Origin of the sequence: Mesorhizobium sp. YR577, assembly GCF_900116595.1 — a bacterium.
GTDB lineage: Bacteria > Pseudomonadota > Alphaproteobacteria > Rhizobiales > Rhizobiaceae > Mesorhizobium_M.
This window is the reverse complement of record NZ_FPBI01000006.1, coordinates 15,513-32,783: the sequence shown is the minus strand read 5'-3', so window position 1 is coordinate 32,783 and position 17,271 is coordinate 15,513. Positions and strand designations below refer to the sequence as shown.

Here is a 17,271-nt window from a genome sequence, read left to right as displayed (position 1 = left end):
GGCGCGACGCACATTTGTAAGCCGCTGTCGCCGACATATGGCCAAGCGCTTTCATGATTACGGCGCTCTCACCTCCATCATCCCACTCGCAGTGCGGGCCGAGTATTGCGGCCGGTACATGTCTTCCACGCTGGCCGCCGGATGCGCATAGATGCCGGGCGTCACGGCGCGCACCACATAGGCGAGCGTGATCTGGCCGTTGTCGCCCGAGGTGCGGTCGAAGGCGGCGACAAAACGGTCGTCGCGGAATTCGAGATGCGCGGCTTCGGTGCGGGCAAGCCAGGGGAAATTGCCGAGGTCGGCGCTGGACACCAGTCCCGGATTGTCGATCTCGAAGCCGGCCGGCAAAAGGTCTGTCACCAGCACGCGCGAGGGCCAGTTGTTGGACTCGTCGATCTTCAGCACCACCACGAAGCGATCGTTCTGCGAGACGCTGGTGACATTGGCCTCGGAGCCGTCGAGCGCATAATAGGTGCGCGCGATCTGAAAGCCGTCGCCGCCGGAAGGCAGCGGCTGGGCCGGTGCGGCAACCGCCGTCACCACTGCCTGCAAGGCATCCTTGCCGGTGTTGGCGATGACCAGCGGGTTGTCGGCGAGATCGTTGCCGGAGACCTGCTGTGAATAGGCGCCGCCGTGCTGCGCGCCGTTGACGGTGAGCTGGATGGCGTCGCTGTTGGCGCGGGTGGCGCGCGCCGCCAGAAGCATCCAGGCCTGATCCTGGGTGCTGGTGTAGTTCGCAGCCTTGCGCTCGGCGGTGACGAGACTGATCAGTTCGGGGATCACCTTCGGTGCCGGTCTGCTTTCGGCGGCAAGCGCCAGCATGGCAGCGCCGTCACGCAGGCGCGAGCCATAGTCCGAGCGCGAATAGTCATGCTCGGTGTTGGTTTTCGCCAGCGTCAGTGCTGCCTGGAAGGTGTTTTCCGAACGCTGCTGATCGCCGTAAAGCGCGAGGCTGGCGGCAAGCTGGGCCACCGCCATCGGGCTCGAAAAGGCTTCGAGCTGTGTGTCGGAGTAATAGCGCAGGTCGCCGATCGATGCCTTCTTGTTGCGGGCCAGCACGTAGAGCGCATAAGCGATCTCGCTGCCGCGGTCCTGCAGGTCGATGTCGTAGGAAATGGCGTTCTGCAGGTTCTGGAGCGCGGAGAGCATCGCCTCGCTCGGCACGTCGTAGTTCTTTTCGCGCGCCCGGGTCAGGAAGTCGGTGACATAGGCGTCGAGCCAGAGATCGCCCGAACCCGGTCCCCACAGGCCGAAACTGCCCGATGACGCCTGATAGTTCAGCACGCGGTAGATGGCTTGCTGGATGCGGTCGTGCAGGGTGGTGTCGTCGGCCATGCCGGCACTGGCAGCCAGTTCGCTGACATAGAGCAGCGGCAGCGCGCGGCTGGTCGTCTGCTCGGCGCAGCCATAGGGGTAGCGGTCGAGAGTCATCAGCAGAGACGGGACGTCGAAGGCCGTTGCCCGCGAGACGCCGACGCTGACGGAGGCACCGTCGAGCAGGCTTGCCGCCAGCAGTTCCTTGTCGATGCGCAGGCTGGCATTGGGTTTTAAATCGACCACGGTGCGCGTCGTCACCGGCAGTTCGGCCGGCCGCACCGGGATCGTCAGGTTGTGCTCGACACTCAGGCCCTCCGCATTGGCGAGCCGGATGGTCAGCCCGGCATCGCCGCTCGATTGCGCAGTGAGCGGGACCGTCAGCGTCTGGCGCTTGCCGGCAGTCAGCGTCACTTTCTCCGGAACCGTGCCGGTCGAAAGATCGCCTGATGTGTCGATGGCCAGCGAATAATCGCCGTCCGGCGCGTCGGTGTTGGCGATGTCGAGCCGCATTTCGGCGGCGTCGCCCGGCGCCATGAAGCGTGGCAGGCCGGCCGTGATGACGACCGGGTCACGCACGATCACGTCGGAGCTCGCGTGGCCGACAGCCTCCTTGCTCCACGCCACGGCCATGATGCGCACGGTGCCGTTGAACTGCGGAATGTCGAAATCGACTGTCGCCTTGCCCTCAGCATCGAGTTTCACCGGGCCGGAGAAGAAGGCGACCAGCTTTTCGGTCGGCGGGCTGCCGTCGGACGCCATGTTGGCGCCGTCGCCGCCGGTGCGCAGCTTGCCCGTTGTCCCGAGCGAACCGTCGATCAGGCGGCCGTAGAGGTCGCGCAGTTCGAGGCCGAGCTGACGCTGGCCGAAGAACCAGTTTTCCGGATCGGGCGTCTTGTACTGTGTCAGATTGAGGATGCCGACATCGACGGCTGCGACCATGACATAGGCGTCGCTGGCCGGGGCTGCACCCGTCACCGCAACCGGGATCGACAGGGTCTGGCGCGGTGCCGTCTTCTCAGGCGGCGAAAGCGTCACGCCGAGCTGTTTTGCGCCGGGATCAACCTTCAGCCATTTCACGCCGACGGCGCGGGCAGGCATGCGCGATTCCTGCGCTTCGCCGGGGCGGTAGAGCGTTGCGGTGACATAAGCGCCGGCGCCCCAGTTATCACCGACCGGTACGTCTACCGTCGCGCCGCCTTCCGGCACGCTTGCGGTGATCGTCTTCAGAAGCTTGTCGGCGCCAACGGTGACCAGAAGCTCGCCGGCAAAGCGCGGCGAGACCTGCAGCTTGGCGACTTCGCCGGCGGCGTAGTGGTCCTTGTCGAGGGCGATTTCGAGCCCGTCCGGCGTCTCGGTGGAGGTTGCAGCCACATACCAGCCGGCGTCGAATTCGAAGCTGGTGGCCGGGCCTGCCGGGTCGGCGGTCTCGACTTCGAGGCGGTAGCGGCCCCAGTCGACGGGCGCGCTGATCGACGCCTCCTTGTCGGCGGCAAGATCGATCTGGCCGTTGGCGACAGCCTTGGTGAAGGTCACCGGCTCGTAGTTCCAGGCGTTGCCGCTGCGATACCATTGGTAATTGCGCTCGACCTTTACCAGCGACCATTGCGCGCCCTGCAGCGCCTCGCGCTTGCCTTGCGGGTCGACGGCGATGAAGCTGAACTTGGCGGTTCCGCCTTGCGGCACCTCGCCGCCGGAGAAGTCGGGACGGATGCCGATCATCCGGCCTTGCGGACGAATGCCGATGTCGAGTGCGCGCTCGACGGCGCGGCCGCCGCTTTCACGCATGCGCACGGTCACGGCAGCGTTCAGCAGGCGGGTGGTCGAAGGCAGTTGCTCGATCGCCACCGGGAAGGTCGACTTGCCGTCGTCACCGACGACCGGCAGGTCGGCCAGCGGAATGCGCGTCGCTTCGCCTTCCTGCTCGTCGGCAAGGCCGAAGGAGTAGCCGGGGAAGCTTTCCCATTCCTGCATGGTCGAAAGCGTCACTTCGCCTTCGAGGGCCAGACCCGCAGCCGGCGCGCCATAAAGGAAGCGGCCATCGACCGTAACGTTGGCTGCTTCGCCGGCCGCGATCTCGGGCTTGTCGCTGGTCAGGTCGAATTCGATGCGATCGGGCACGAAATCCTCGACCAGGAACATCTGGCTGGCGACCGCTGCCTGCTTGGGGTCGGTGTAGATCGAGACCGTCCAGGTGCCGCGCATGGCGTTGTTCGCCAGCGTCAGGTCGACGGCGTGGCCGCCGGCATTGGCGCCGTCCGAGATGATACGGCGGTCCTCGACGCCGTCGGGTCGCGTGAAGATGAAGGTCAGCGGCAGGTTCTCGACCGCCTTGGCGGCGTCATCGCGGGCGAGGGCCGCAACGTGCACTTCCTCGCCGACGCGGTAGATGCCGCGCTCGGTCCAGGCATAGACGTCGAGCGCGCCGGGCGCGGTCCGTCCCGTCACGCCGCGGTCGGACAGGTCGAAGCCGGCGCGCGTCATGTCGAGGAAGACAAAGTCGCTGTCACCCTGGCTTGCCATCAGCACCGCCGGTACCATGCTGCCGCTGCCGCGCGTCAGGCCGGGCGTAAAGGTGGCGCGGCCCTCGGCGTCGGTCTTGGCCGTGCCGAGAATCTCGTTGTTGCGAGCAAGCAGCGTCAGCTCGATGTCGGCTATCGGCTTGGCCGAACCGAGCGAGCGGGCGAAGACGTTGAGCCCGTCCTGGCCGGTATAGGTGGAAAGGCCGATATCCGAGACCACGAACCATTGCGTGGCGCGGGAGGAATAATCCTCGCTGCGGTCGTTGACCGGCTGCGCCGTCAGCACATAGACGCCGGGCTTGCGCTGCGGCAACGCCTCGTCGACCGGGAAGCTGGTGGTCACTTCCTTGTTGAGCTCGTTGGCGATCTCGATCTGGCCTTCCCAGATCGGCTCGCCCATCTGGTCGGAAATGTTGGAAATGTCGTAGCTGTCGAGCTGGCGCAGGAACTGATAGCCGGTGAGAAGCTGGGCCAGCGAACGGTCGCCGATGCGGAAAAGCTTCACGTCGGCTGCCGCCATGTTGACAGTGACGAGCGGAATGCCGCGCCTGGCAGTCGCCGGCAGCACGAAGCTGTCGCCGGTGAAGCGCGCCGAGGCGGTGCGATCCTGCACATAGATGGAGAGCACGACCGGGGCTGCGATGACTTCGCCGACCGCCGCAGGCAGGCCGGCGCGGAAGGTCACGTTGTAATGACGGCCATGCTCCAGCCCCTCGACGCAGATCTGCTTGTCCTTGGCTTCGATCGCCTTGGGCGCTGCGCCGTCGACGGTCACGAAGGACGCGTAATCGACGCCGGTCTTGACGAGGTCTTCGGAGAATTGCGCGCAGATGCGCGGGGCGGCGCTGTCATTGTCGACGGAATGGTCGATGACGCGGAATCCCTTGCGGGCTTTCAGGTCTTCATACTCGGCGCGGATGGTTGCCGAATTGACCAGCGCGAGGCTCGCCTCATAGGCCTGAAGGGCAGGGCGGAACATCTCGCGCTTGTCGAGCGCCACTGCCATCACGGCCAGCACGTCAGCGCGTGTCTGCGTGGTACGCAGAAGCTGGTAGGCGTTCCATGCGGCCGAGGTTCCGTCACGTTGCAGTTTCGCGGTCTCTTCACTGTTGGCGGGAGCGACGCCGACGATGGCACGCGCAAGGCCGAGCCAAAGTGTGCCGTCATTGGGTGAGGTCGCGACGGCGGTGGTGAATTTCTGCATCGCCGTGCGCGGGTCACCGTTCTGCAGCGCCTGACCGGCTGTTTCGGTCAGTGCGGCCAAGCCTTCCTGGCCGATCGTCACCGAGCCGTCGGTCAGCTTCGTGCGGAACTGGCGGGCCTCGTCGATCATGCCGGCGGAGAAGAAAGCGAGTTCAGGCGGCGCGCCGATATCGGGGTCGCTGTTCAGCGTCACGACCTTGCCGGCAACCGCGCCCGGGAAAGACTTCAGCGTGGCGAAATCGGATTTGAGGAAACACCATTTGGCCTTGGTGTTGTAGGTGAAGGCGCGGCAGGAGGAATCGCCGAGGCAGGTCGACTTGCACTGATCGAGCGTGACGTTCTGCTCGGACCTCAGGTCGAAGCCGAAATAGTCGCCGTTGTCGCTGGTGGCGATGGTTCGTGCGTCGACGGCGAGTGCAGTGCCGACACCGGTGAACAGCAGGGATAAAAGAAAGACGAAAACCGACAAACCACGTGCCGCGCGCATAGACATTGTCTCCTCCACACCGCTGTCGTTTCGGCGTCCATGAATCCGGCTTGGCCGGCGCTTGTCAACATGGATGCCCCGGCAGGCTTAACGTCTACCCATGTCTTTTGGATGTAGCCTGATCCGGAATTCGGTTAGGTGCTGAATATGGGACGGAGGCATCGACCAAAAGATATGCCTATACATGTTTCCACAATTTTTAGTGGCAGCCACACGTCAGGGCTGTGGCGGTGCCCCCGCGAGCCCTTGCCTGGCCTCAAGGAATGGCCCCTCTGGCGCTGGCCGGCACGCTCCAAATGTATCAGTTTTATTGTCCGCAGAAGATTCCGCCGAATCCGCCCGCGCAATAGCAATTTTGCGCCAAGTTTGTCGTATTCGCGCGAACCGCCAGCCATTCAAAGTTGCACATTTACTCCCGAGTTCTGTGATCCGCTCCTTTTGACATCGAGGGCCGGATGCGGAATGCTAATCGGCGGAAAGCCAACAATGGGAGTTCTAAGATGACATTCTACAAGAACAACGGGGATCGCGTTCCAGACCATATCGTCGAAATGGCCAAGAGCGTGAAGGCTGGCGGCATGGATCGCCGCGAGTTCCTCGCACTGGCGAGCGTGTTCGGCGCTTCCACCGCAATGGCGTACGGCATGATCGGTCTTGCCGCGCCCACCCCTGCAATGGCGCAGGAAGAACCCAAGAAGGGCGGCGTCCTCAAGGTGGCGATGTCCATCAAGGATCCGAAGGATCCGCGCACCGCCGACTGGTCCGAAATCGCCAATGCCGAGCGCCAGACGCTCGAACCACTGGTGAAATACAGCCGTGAATTCACCTTCGAGCCTTACCTTCTCGAAAGCTGGGAAGTGAATGACGATGCTACGGAATATGTCCTGAAGGTTCGTCAGGGCGCGACATGGAACAATGGCGACGTCTTCAACGCCGACGACGTGATCTTCAATTTCACCCGCTGGTGCGACAAGACGGTGGAAGGCAACTCCATGCCGGGCCGCATGGGCAGCCTGGTCGACGACGCTACGAAAAAGCTGCGCGAAGGCGCGATCACCAAGGTCGATGACAACACCGTCAAGCTGACGCTCAGCAAGTCCGACATCGCGCTCATCCCGAACCTGACCGACTATCCGGGTCTGGTCGTGCATCGCAGCTTCGACGAGAAGGGCGCGAATTTCGTCGCCACCCCGATCGGCACCGGCCCGTTCGAGCTCGTTTCCTACGATGTCGGCAGCAAGGTCGTCTACAAGCGCCGTGAAGACGGCAAGTGGTGGAACGGCGAAGTCTATCTCGATGGCGTCGAATTCATCGACTACGGCACCGATCCGGCGGCCATGGTCAGCGCTTTCGAGGCTGGCGAAGTCCAGACCAATCACGAGACGACGGCCGACTACGTAACCATCCTCGACGGCCTCGATCTGGTGAAGTCCGAGGTGGTTACCGCCTCGACCATCGTCGCGCGCACCAACGTGGCAAACAAGCCTTACGACGACCAGAAGGTGCGCAACGCGCTCCAGCTCGCCGTCGACAACGCAGTGGTGCTCCAGCTCGGCTATGGCAATGCCGGCGTGCCTGCTGAAAACCATCACGTCTGCCAGATCCATCCGGAATATGCGGAGCTGCCGAAGGTGGCGCGCGATCCGGCCAAGGCAAAGGCGCTGATGGCAGAAGCCGGACAGGCCGATTTCGAGCACGACCTGATCACGGTGGACGAGGACTGGCACAAGAATACGGGCGATGCGATCGCAGCCCAGCTTCGCGAGGCCGGTATCAAGGTCAAGCGTACGGTTCTGCCGGGCTCGACCTTCTGGAACGACTGGACGAAGTATCCTTATTCCATGACCAACTGGAATATGCGTCCGCTCGGCATCCAGGTCATCGCCATCGGCTACCGCAGCGGCGAGGCATGGAACGAATCCGCCTATGCGAACCCGGATTTCGACGCCAAGGTCAACGAGGCCCTGTCGATCGCCGATGCCGAAAAGCGCAAGACGGTGATGGCCGATATCGAGAAGATCCTCCAGGATTCCGGCATCATCATCCAGCCTTACTGGCGCAAGCTCTACAATCACTCGGCGCAGACCGTGAAGAACCACGGCATGCATCCGACCTTCGAGCACGACTTCGGCAAGGTTTGGCTCGCCGAGGCATGAAACTGCTTCAACCGTCGGAGAGGGGCATCCGTGTCCCTCTCCCGATTCCAACGGGTTGACCGCATCTGACCCCAACCCAACGGCAGGGGCTGACCATGTTTGCTTTCATTATACGCCGTCTCGGGACCATGGTTCTGACCATGCTGTGCCTGACGATGGTCGTCTTCTTCATGGTGAATCTGGAACCGAACCTGAAGAAGCTGGCGATCAGCCAGCTCGACATGCGCAGTCCGGCCGACCAGATCGAAAGCTGGCTGGTCAAGAACGGCTACCGGCAGAACTTCTTCGTGCGCTACGGCCAGTGGATCGGCGTGGTGAAGAAGCAGCCCAATATCGACGCCACTGGCAAAGCCATACCGCGGTTCTCATTCTGCAATGAGCCGTCAGAACCTTATTATGGCGGGGTGCTGGAAGGCGACTTCGGCTGCTCGACCAAGTTCAAGACCAAGGTCGCCAACAAGCTTTTCCCGGCATTGGGTGCCACCGGCATATTGATGTTCTGGGTCATGGTGACGATGGTGCCGATCGCGCTGCTCATCGGCATATTGGCCGGCATGCGCGAGGGCACCCGAACCGACAGAACCCTCTCGGTCGCCTCGATCGCGACGACAGCGACACCCGAATATGTTTCCGGCATCATCTTCACCGTCATCTTCGCCTCATGGCTCGGCTGGCTGAACGGCTCTGCCGCGACGGCGACGGCGCAAGGCATCACCTTCTACAATTTCACCCTGCCGGTGATGACCATGGCCATCTATGGCATCGGCTACATTGCCCGCATGACCCGTGCCTCGATGGTCGAGGTGATGACGCAGCAATATATCCGCACAGCGCGGCTGAAGGGACTGAGCTTCTCCAGCGTCGTCATCAAGCATGCGCTGCGCAACGCGCTGATCGCCCCGTTCACCGTCATCATGCTGCAGTTTCCATGGCTGCTCACCGGCGTGGTCATCGTCGAGGTGATGTTCCGCTATCAGGGCTTTGGCTACACGCTGGTGGAAGCCGCCGGCAACAACGACATCGACCTTCTGCTCGGCTGTTCGCTGGTCTCGGTCTTCGTCGTTCTGTTCACCCAGCTCATCTCGGACCTGGGCTACGCCTACCTCAATCCACGCATCAGGGTGCAGTAAGATGGGTACGATGGAATTCCTGTCCGCAACCCAGATCGTGCTTGCGGTGCTTGCGCGCTTCTGGCCCGTCTGGGTGGCGATGGCGATCGTGCTGGGCGCCAGCTTCTGGTTCAAGAAGAAGCTCGGCCTCTATGGCCAGCTCTTCGACAGCGGCGTCGGCATCGCCGGCGTGGTCATCTGCCTGTTCTGGCTGTTCACCGCGATCTTCGCCAACAGGGTCGCGCCGTTCGATCCGCTCGGGCAGATACCGGTCATGAAGGATGCGCTGCCCGGTGCCATCGACGCCAATTCGGGCCTTGCTTATCTGTTCGGCGGCGACAAGCTCGCCCGCGACGTCTTCAGCCGCATGATCTATGGCAGCCGCATCGTTCTGGCGATCGCGCCATTGGCAACCGGCTTCGCGCTGATGGTGGGCATCACGCTCGGCCTGCCGGCAGGCTATTACGGCGGAAGGATCGACTCGTTCCTGTCTTTCCTCGCCAATCTGGTGCTGGCCTTCCCTGTCATCCTGCTGTTCTACCTGCTGGTGACACCGGGCATCATGGACACGCCAATCCCCTTTGCGATGGCCGGGTTGTTTTTCCTGTTCCCGATCATCTTCTTCTGCACGCTCTTCTACACGCGCTTCAAGAACCGGCCGGAGCGCCTCTATCTGCTTCTCGGCCTCACCCTCCTGTTCGGAGGCTGGGTCTATATCGGGCTCGTCTTCAACGCCGACCCGTTCGGCATCGTCAAGATGGACCCGAACGAGCTGAACATCTTCGTGGCGGTGGTGTTCGCATCAAGCCCCGGCGTGTTCCGCATCGTCCGCGGCCTGGTCATGGACATCAAGACGCGCGACTATGTGGCGGCGGCGCAAACGCGCGGCGAAAGTCCCTGGTACATCATGCTGTGGGAAATCCTGCCCAATGCCCGCGGCCCGCTGATCGTCGATGCCTGCCTGCGCATCGGCTACACCACCATCCTGCTCGGCACGCTCGGCTATTTCGGCCTTGGTCTCGCGCCGGAAAGCCCCGATTGGGGCACGGCAATCAAGGATGCCAGCCGGTTGCTGCGCTCCTTCATTCACCCGGCACTGCCGCCGACAATCGCGCTGATGACCTTCGTGCTCGGCCTCAATCTTCTGGCCGATGCGCTGCGCGAACAATCGATGAAAGACTGACGGAGAGAGACGATGAACGAGGCTGTAAGGAATCCCGCCAAGCCGATCCTCGAAATCGAGAACCTCTCCATCTCCTTCTTCACCCGGCGAGGTGAAATCCCGGCGGTGATGGACTTCTCCTGCACGGTCATGCCGGGGGAGGCGATGGGCATCGTTGGCGAGTCCGGCTGCGGCAAGTCCACCGTGTCGCTCGGCATCATGCGCGACCTCTCCAATGTCGGGAAGATCGTCGGCGGACGCATCAAGTTCCAGGGCAAGGACATGGGCGACATGTCCGACGAGGAACTGCGCGCGATCCGCGGCAACAAGATAGCCATGATCTACCAGGAGCCGATGGCGAGCCTTAACCCGGCGATGAAGGTCGGCCAGCAATTGATGGAAGTGCCGCTGATCCACGACAAGGTGTCGAAGGAGGAGGCCTACAGCCGCTCGCTGGCGATGCTGAAGTCGGTGCGCCTGCCGGACCCCGAGCGGATGATGAAATCCTACCCGCACCAGCTTTCGGGCGGCCAGCAGCAGCGCATCGTCATTGCCATGGCGCTTTTGTCGAAGCCGGCGCTGCTGTTGCTCGACGAGCCGACGACCGCGCTCGACGTTACCGTCGAGGCCGGCATTGTCGAACTCGTGAAGGGGCTCGGCAAGGAGTTCGGCACGTCGATGATCTTCGTGTCGCACAATCTCGGCCTGATCCTGGAAACCTGCGACCGCATCACCGTCATGTATTCGGGCGAGGCGGTGGAGACCGGCAAGGTCGAAGACGTGTTCGACCGCATGCGCCATCCCTATACGCAAGGGCTGTTCCGCTCCATCCCACTGCCGGGTGCCGACAAGAATTCGCGGCCGCTGATTGCCATTCCCGGCCAGTTGCCACTGCCGCACGAACGGCCCACAGGCTGCAATTTCGGTCCGCGCTGCCAGCATTTCGTCGAAGGCGTCTGCAACGCCGCCGAAATCCCGATGATCCCGGTCGAAGGCCACGACAACCACCACAGCCGCTGCGTGCGCTTCGACGAGATCGACTGGACGGCGCTGCCCGAGGGGGCAAAGACCAGCAAGCCGCCGATCACACCCGGCGCGCCCGTGCTGAAGATCGACAACCTCAAAAAATACTACAAGGTTTCGGCCAACGAAGTGTTCGGCGGCAGTGAGGGCCGCGTCGTCAAGGCCAATGAAAGCATCAGCTTCGAGGCGCGCGAATCCGAGACGGTCGCCATCGTCGGCGAATCCGGCTGCGGGAAGTCGACGCTCGCCAAGGTTCTGCTCGGGCTGGAGACGGCGAGTTCCGGAACGATTTCGCTGGGCAACCGCGATATCCAGTCCATCGCCATCGAAAACCGCGACGTCGAGACTGTCTCGTCGATCCAGATGGTGTTCCAGAACCCGTTCGACACGCTCAATCCGAGCCATTCGGTCGGCTCACAGATCATCCGCACGCTGGAAAAGTTCAAGATCGGCAACAATGCCGGCGAGCGCCGCAAGAAGATGCTGGAACTGCTCGACCTCGTGAAGCTGCCGCGCGCTTTTGCTGAGCGCATGCCGCGCCAGCTTTCGGGTGGCCAGAAGCAGCGCATCGGCGTTGCCCGCGCCTTCGCCGGCCGAGCCCGCGTGGTGGTCGCCGACGAGCCGGTTTCGGCGCTGGACGTTTCTGTCCAGGCAGCGGTGACCGAGCTGCTGATGGATATCCAGCGCGAGTCAAAGACGACCATGCTGTTCATCAGCCACGACCTTTCGGTGGTGCGCTACATCGCTGATCGCGTGGTGGTTATGTATCTCGGCCACATCGTCGAGCAGGGCACGACGGACCAGATATTCTCGCCGCCATATCACCCCTATACGGAGGCGCTGCTATCCGCGATCCCGATCGCCGACACCAGCGTCATCAAGAAGCATATCGTGCTCGAGGGCGACATTCCCTCGGCGATGAACCCGCCTTCGGGTTGTCCGTTCCAGACGCGCTGCCGCTACAAGAGCCTGGTGCCCGACAATCTGTGCGAGACAAGGGTGCCGCCGCTCAAGGATCTTGGCGACGGACACAAGAGCCTGTGCTGGTTGCCCGACGACGTTCTGGCCGGCATGGAGCCGGTGATCAGTTTCGCCAAGGACGAGAAAAAACCGGATCCTGCAGTCGCTGCGCCGACGGCTGAGTCACCACGGAAGACGATGGCTACACCGCCGGTCTCTCCGCTGGCCGATATGGAGGCGCCGAACACGCCCAATGAAGCCATGAAGGCAAAGGCACAACCCAAAGTGGCATCCTCAAAAGCGATTTCCGCTCGGCCCGGTGAATCGGCTCCGGAAAAGTCCCTGACTGAAACAGGTGAGGGACGTCAGGCTGTCAGCGGCGAGGTCAAGCCTGCAACGGCTGCTACCGCAAAAGAGGCAGCACGCGCCGAAGGCAAGGTTGGGCAGAAGCCTCGCGTGGTGAAGACGGCGTCGTCTCCGGCTGCCGCTCGTGCCGCCATCGGTGCAAAACCTGCCAAGGCACCGGCGCGCGCGAAGGCCGTCGCGCCAGCGCAGACGAAGATGGCCAAGCCGTCCGTGCCTGCCGAAAAAGGCCGCCCGCAAGGCATTGCGCGCCCGGCTGCTCCCGACGATCTCAAGATGATTTCCGGGGTTGGCCCGAAGATCGAGGGCATCCTGCATGAACTCGGCGTTTACACATTCGCGCAGGTTGCCGCCTGGAAAAAGGCGCAACGCGAATGGGTCGACGACCATCTGAGCTTCCGCGGCCGCATCGAGCGCGAGGACTGGGTGAAGCAGGCCAAGGCGCTCGCCAAGGGTGGTGAGGCTGAATACATCAAGGTCTTCGGCAAGAAGCCGAGATAGCCGGAGCGCCTGGACCTATCTGAAAATAGCGGCACCCGATGCCGCTATTTTCTTAGGAGAAAGTCCGAAGTGACGCCCCGGCTAAAATCGCGCCTGCCGGTGCCGCTTTTCTGACAGAACTGCCGGGCTGGGGGCCTATTCAATGGGTGCATGAGCACCGACAGACGCCGACGCAGCAGCGAACGATCCCAGGGCAGGGGAACTGCGGCCATCCCGCAACTGCCGCTTCGCCGGGTGCAAAATCCCTATCCGCCGATGGCGCTTCTGTCTGCCGACCAGATCGAGGCCATCCACGAAGCCTCCATGCATATCCTCGAAAATTTCGGCATCGAGGTAATGAGCCCACGTGCGCTGTCGCTGTTCGAGAAGGCCGGCGCCAAGGTCGATCACGCGACGCAAACCGTCTGGCTTGACCGTGGCATGGTGACTGAGGCGCTTAAGACAACGCCTTCCAGCTACACGCTGACGCCGCGCAATCCAGCGCGGAAAATCCGGCTTGGCGGCAACGATATCAGTTTCACGCTCGTCGCCGGTCCGCCCAATGTCCACGACATGGAGCGTGGACGCCGCGCCGGCAATTACACCGACTATTGCGATCTCGTACGGCTGGCGCAGCATTTCAACTGCATCCACATGATCGGCAATCAGGTCTGTGCGCCGGTCGAGATGCCGGCTAATTCCCGCCACCTCGACACCTATTTCGCCAACGCTACGCTGACAGACAAAAGCTTTCACGTCTCTGCCATCGGCCGGGGCAGGGCGCTGGACGGCATTTCCATGATGGCGATTTCGCGCGGGCTGACGCTCGACCAGATGCGCGACGATCCCGGCGTCACCACGATCATCTCGGTCAACTCGCCGCGCCGCTTCGACGACATGATGGCTGAGGGGCTGATGACCATGGCCGAGTTCGGCCAGTCGGTCGCCGTCACGCCCTTTACGCTGATGGGGGCGATGAGCCCGGTGACGCTGGCCGGTGCGCTTGCCCAGCAGAACGCCGAGGCGCTATTCGGCGTGGTGCTGACGCAGCTTGTCCGCCCCGGCGCGCCGGTCATGTATGGGGCCTTCACCTCCAATGTCGACATGCGCTCCGGTGCGCCCGCCTTCGGAACGCCCGAAAACACCAAGGCCAACATCGCCTCTGGTCAGCTCGCGCGGCGATACTCGCTGCCCTACCGCACCACACCTGGTTCGGCTTCCAACGCCGCCGACGCGCAAGGCACATACGAGACGATGATGGCGCTGTGGGGCGCGGTGCTCGGCCACGGCAACCTCGTCTACCACGCCGCCGGCTGGCAGGAAGGCGGGCTGACGGCGAGTTTCGAGAAGCTGATCATCGATGTCGAGATGATCCAGCACATGATGGAGTTCCTGACGCCTATCGCGGTGAACGAAGGCGAACTGGCGCTTGATGCGCTCGGCCGCGTCCCGACCGGCGGCCATTTCTTCGGCGAGCCGCACACGCTGGAGCGTTATTCGACGGCATTTTACCAGCCGATGCTGTCCAACTGGCAGAACTATGAAGCCTGGCAGGAAGGCGGCGGGCTGGACGCCACGGCGCGGGCGACGCGGCTGTGGAAGAAAGCGCTGGAGGAATATGTCGAGCCGGAAATGGATGTTTCGGTGCGCGAGGCGCTGGAGGCCTATGTGGCTCGGCGGAAAGAAGAGATCGGGGTGGAGGAGCCGTGAGCGCCGTCTGGTCGACCCCCACTCCGTCTCGCTTCGCTCGACACCTCTCCCCCGATCGACGGGGGAGAGGAAAGGCGCCAAGATCGCAGCTGCCCTGCAGGGAGACCGAAGTCAACGTTGATGGAAACGCGCTGACTTCCTCTCCCCCGTCGATGGGGGGAGAGGTGTCCGCAAAGCGGACGGAGTGGGGGTCGATAGCACTTCATCGCTTGATTCAACCACTTCCCATCCAGAATCTCAAAACCCATCCAACTCACTGAAAACAGAGCAAAATCATGAAATCGCATGCGCAGGTCGTGGTCATTGGCGGAGGTGTCGTTGGATGCTCCGTGCTGTTTCATCTGGCAAGGCACGGCTGGACCGATGTCGTGCTTCTGGAGCGCGACGAGCTGACCTCCGGTTCGACATGGCATGCGGCTGGCGGCATGCACACGATCAATGGCGATCCGAACGTCGCCAAGCTGCAAAAATACACGATCAGCCTCTACAAGGAGATCGAGGAGCTTTCCGGCCAGGCGACCGGCGTGCATGTCACCGGCGGTGTGCTGCTTGCCGCGACCGAGGCGCGCATGGACTGGCTGCGTGGCGTCGTTGCCAAGGGCCGCTATCTCGGCCTCGACCTTGAAGAGATATCGGCAAAGGAGGCGGCGGAGCTTATGCCGCTGCTCGACCCCAAGCAGTTCGTCGGCGCAGTGCGCAATTCGGAGGACGGGCATCTCGATCCTTCGGGCGTCACCCATGCCTACGCCAAGGCGGCGCGAAAACTCGGAGCGGAAGTCGAGCGCTTCACCAAGGTTGAAGACATCGTGCGCCGCGAGGACGGCCTGTGGCGCGTCATCACCAACAAGGGCGAGATCGTCGCCGAACATGTCGTCAATGCCGGCGGGCTTTGGGCGCGCGAAGTGGGCCGCATGGTTGGGCTGGAACTGCCGGTGCTGGCCATGGAGCACATGTACCTCATCACCGAGGACATGCCCGAGGTGAAGGCATGGAACGACAGGACCGGCACCGAGATCATCCACGCCGTCGATTTCGACGGCGAGCTTTACCTGCGCCAGGAGCGCGGCGGCATGCTCATGGGCACCTATGAGAAGGCCAACAAGCCGTGGTCCGAATTTTCCACGCCATGGAACTTCGGCCACGAATTGCTGGAGCCAGACATCGACCGCATCGCGCCGTCGCTGGAAGTCGGATTCCGCCATTTCCCCGCTTTCCAGAACACCGGCATCAAGCAGATCATCAACGGCCCCTTCACCTTCGCGCCGGACGGCAACCCGCTGGTAGGGCCGGTGCGCGGCCTGCCGGGCTTCTGGTCGGCTTGCGGTGTCATGGCCGGGTTTTCCCAGGGCGGCGGCGTCGGCCTGGCGCTTGCCAACTGGATGATCCATGGCGATCCGGGCGCCGACATCTGGGCCATGGATATTTCGCGCTACGGCGACTGGGCCTCGATGCGCTACACCAATGCCAAGGTGCGCGAAAACTATTCGCGGCGGTTCTCCATCCGCTTCCCCAACGAAGAATTGCCGGCTGGCCGGGGGCTGAAGACCACGCCGATCTACGACCTGCTTTCGGCCAAGGGCGCGCAATGGGGCGTGGCCTATGGGCTGGAAGTGCCGCTGTGGTATGCGCCGGAAGGCGTGAAGGATGAGTTCTCGTGGCGGCGCTCGACCGATTTCGAGCATGTCGCCAACGAGGTGAGGATGGTGCGCGAGGGCGTCGGCCTGTCGGAGATTTCGAGCTTCGCCAAATATCGCGTGAAGGGGCAGGGTGCTGAAGTCTGGCTTGACCGCATGCTGGCCTGCAAACTGCCGAAAGCCGGCCGCATGACGCTTGCCCCGATGCTGAAGGAAGACGGCAAGCTGATCGGCGACTTTTCGCTGGCCAATCTCGGCAATGGCGAATGGTTCATCGCCGGCTCGGGCATTGCCGAGCAATACCATATGCGCTGGTTCGAACAGCATCTGCCGGCAGATGGATCTGTGAGCCTCGAGGCGGTAGGGCAGAAACTCACGGGGCTTTCCATCGCAGGGCCGAAGGCGCGCGAACTCTTGAGCAAGGTTACGCATGCTGATGTTTCGGCGGATGCTTTCAAATTCATGGATATCAGAAAGCTCGACATCGGCATGGCGCCATGTCTGGTCGGGCGCGTCAGCTATACCGGCGATCTCGGCTACGAGATCTGGATCGAGCCGGAATATCAGCGCCATGTCTTTCAAGTGCTGTTGGATGCCGGCGAGGAGTTCTCGCTCGGGCTGTTCGGGTCGCGGGCGCTGAACGCGCTGCGGCTGGAAAAGAACTATGGCTCCTGGGCGCGCGAATACCGGCCGATCTACGGGCCGCTGGAAGCCGGGCTCGACCGCTTCGTCGCCTATGCCAAGGATGCGAACTTCATCGGCAAGGCGGCAGCACTTTCCGAGCGCAAGGATGGCGGCAAACTGCGCCTGCGCGCCTTCGTGATGGATGCAGTCGATGCCGATGTCATCGGCGACGAACCGATCTGGTTCAAGGATGAGGTGAGGGGCTGGGTAACCTCCGGCGGCTATGCGCATGGTGCGAAAGTTTCCATCGCCATGGGCTATGTGCCGAAAGAGATTGCCGAAGAGACGGACGGCTTCGAGATCGAACTGCTCGGCAAGCGGCATTCAGCACGGATGCAGGCAGCCCCGCTATTCGACGCCAATCAGGGCCGGATGCGGGGGTAAATGGTATTCACATTTGCGCGTGCAGGACAGATTCATCATGGAATCGAGGCGATAACGCCCTACATTCAGGTTAAATGGTT

At 62.7% G+C, this 17,271-nt stretch carries 6 protein-coding genes and 1 pseudogene; 6 read left to right on the top strand and 1 reads right to left on the bottom strand.

Annotated features, from left to right (window positions below):
* Window positions 1-57: 57 nt before the first annotated feature.
* The gene (locus BM413_RS10100; protein WP_091912934.1) at window positions 58-5,532 is read right to left on the bottom strand and encodes an alpha-2-macroglobulin family protein; all 5,475 of its coding nucleotides are present in this window, start codon (window positions 5,530-5,532) and stop codon (window positions 58-60) included.
* 494 nt (window positions 5,533-6,026) lie between these two features.
* Here BM413_RS10100 and BM413_RS10095 point away from each other — a divergent pair, with 494 nt between their 5' ends.
* From BM413_RS10095 to BM413_RS10070, 6 genes and pseudogenes are all read left to right on the top strand, one after another.
* Window positions 6,027-7,682: an ABC transporter substrate-binding protein gene (locus BM413_RS10095; RefSeq protein ID WP_091912932.1), complete on the top strand. Its 1,656-nt coding sequence runs from the start codon at window positions 6,027-6,029 to the stop codon at window positions 7,680-7,682.
* 95 nt (window positions 7,683-7,777) lie between these two features.
* Entirely contained in the window at window positions 7,778-8,812 is a 1,035-nt protein-coding gene (locus BM413_RS10090; RefSeq protein WP_091912930.1) for an ABC transporter permease, read from the top strand.
* 10 nt (window positions 8,813-8,822) lie between these two features.
* A complete protein-coding gene (locus BM413_RS10085) occupies window positions 8,823-9,974 on the top strand; it encodes an ABC transporter permease (RefSeq protein ID WP_091913373.1) in 1,152 nt (383 codons plus the stop codon).
* A 12-nt stretch (window positions 9,975-9,986) separates the two neighbouring features.
* Window positions 9,987-12,077 (top strand): annotated as a pseudogene (locus BM413_RS10080) (ABC transporter ATP-binding protein); the annotation flags it as partial.
* 873 nt (window positions 12,078-12,950) lie between these two features.
* A complete protein-coding gene (locus tag BM413_RS10075; protein WP_091912926.1) occupies window positions 12,951-14,489 on the top strand; it encodes a trimethylamine methyltransferase family protein in 1,539 nt (512 codons plus the stop codon).
* 275 nt (window positions 14,490-14,764) lie between these two features.
* The gene (locus tag BM413_RS10070; protein ID WP_091912925.1) at window positions 14,765-17,191 is read left to right on the top strand and encodes a GcvT family protein; all 2,427 of its coding nucleotides are present in this window, start codon (window positions 14,765-14,767) and stop codon (window positions 17,189-17,191) included.
* Window positions 17,192-17,271: the final 80 nt, after the last annotated feature.

Bases quoted from the DNA above. Each gene is read 5' to 3' on its own strand.
- BM413_RS10100 (WP_091912934.1), bottom strand. From the start codon at position 5,532: ATGTCTATGCGCGCGGCACGTGGTTTGTCGGTTTTCGTCTTTCTTTTA.
- BM413_RS10085 (WP_091913373.1), top strand. From the start codon at position 8,823: ATGGAATTCCTGTCCGCAACCCAGATCGTGCTTGCGGTGCTTGCGCGC.
- BM413_RS10070 (WP_091912925.1), top strand. From the start codon at position 14,765: ATGAAATCGCATGCGCAGGTCGTGGTCATTGGCGGAGGTGTCGTTGGA.
- BM413_RS10090 (WP_091912930.1), top strand. From the start codon at position 7,778: ATGTTTGCTTTCATTATACGCCGTCTCGGGACCATGGTTCTGACCATG.
- BM413_RS10095 (WP_091912932.1), top strand. From the start codon at position 6,027: ATGACATTCTACAAGAACAACGGGGATCGCGTTCCAGACCATATCGTC.
- BM413_RS10075 (WP_091912926.1), top strand. From the start codon at position 12,951: ATGAGCACCGACAGACGCCGACGCAGCAGCGAACGATCCCAGGGCAGG.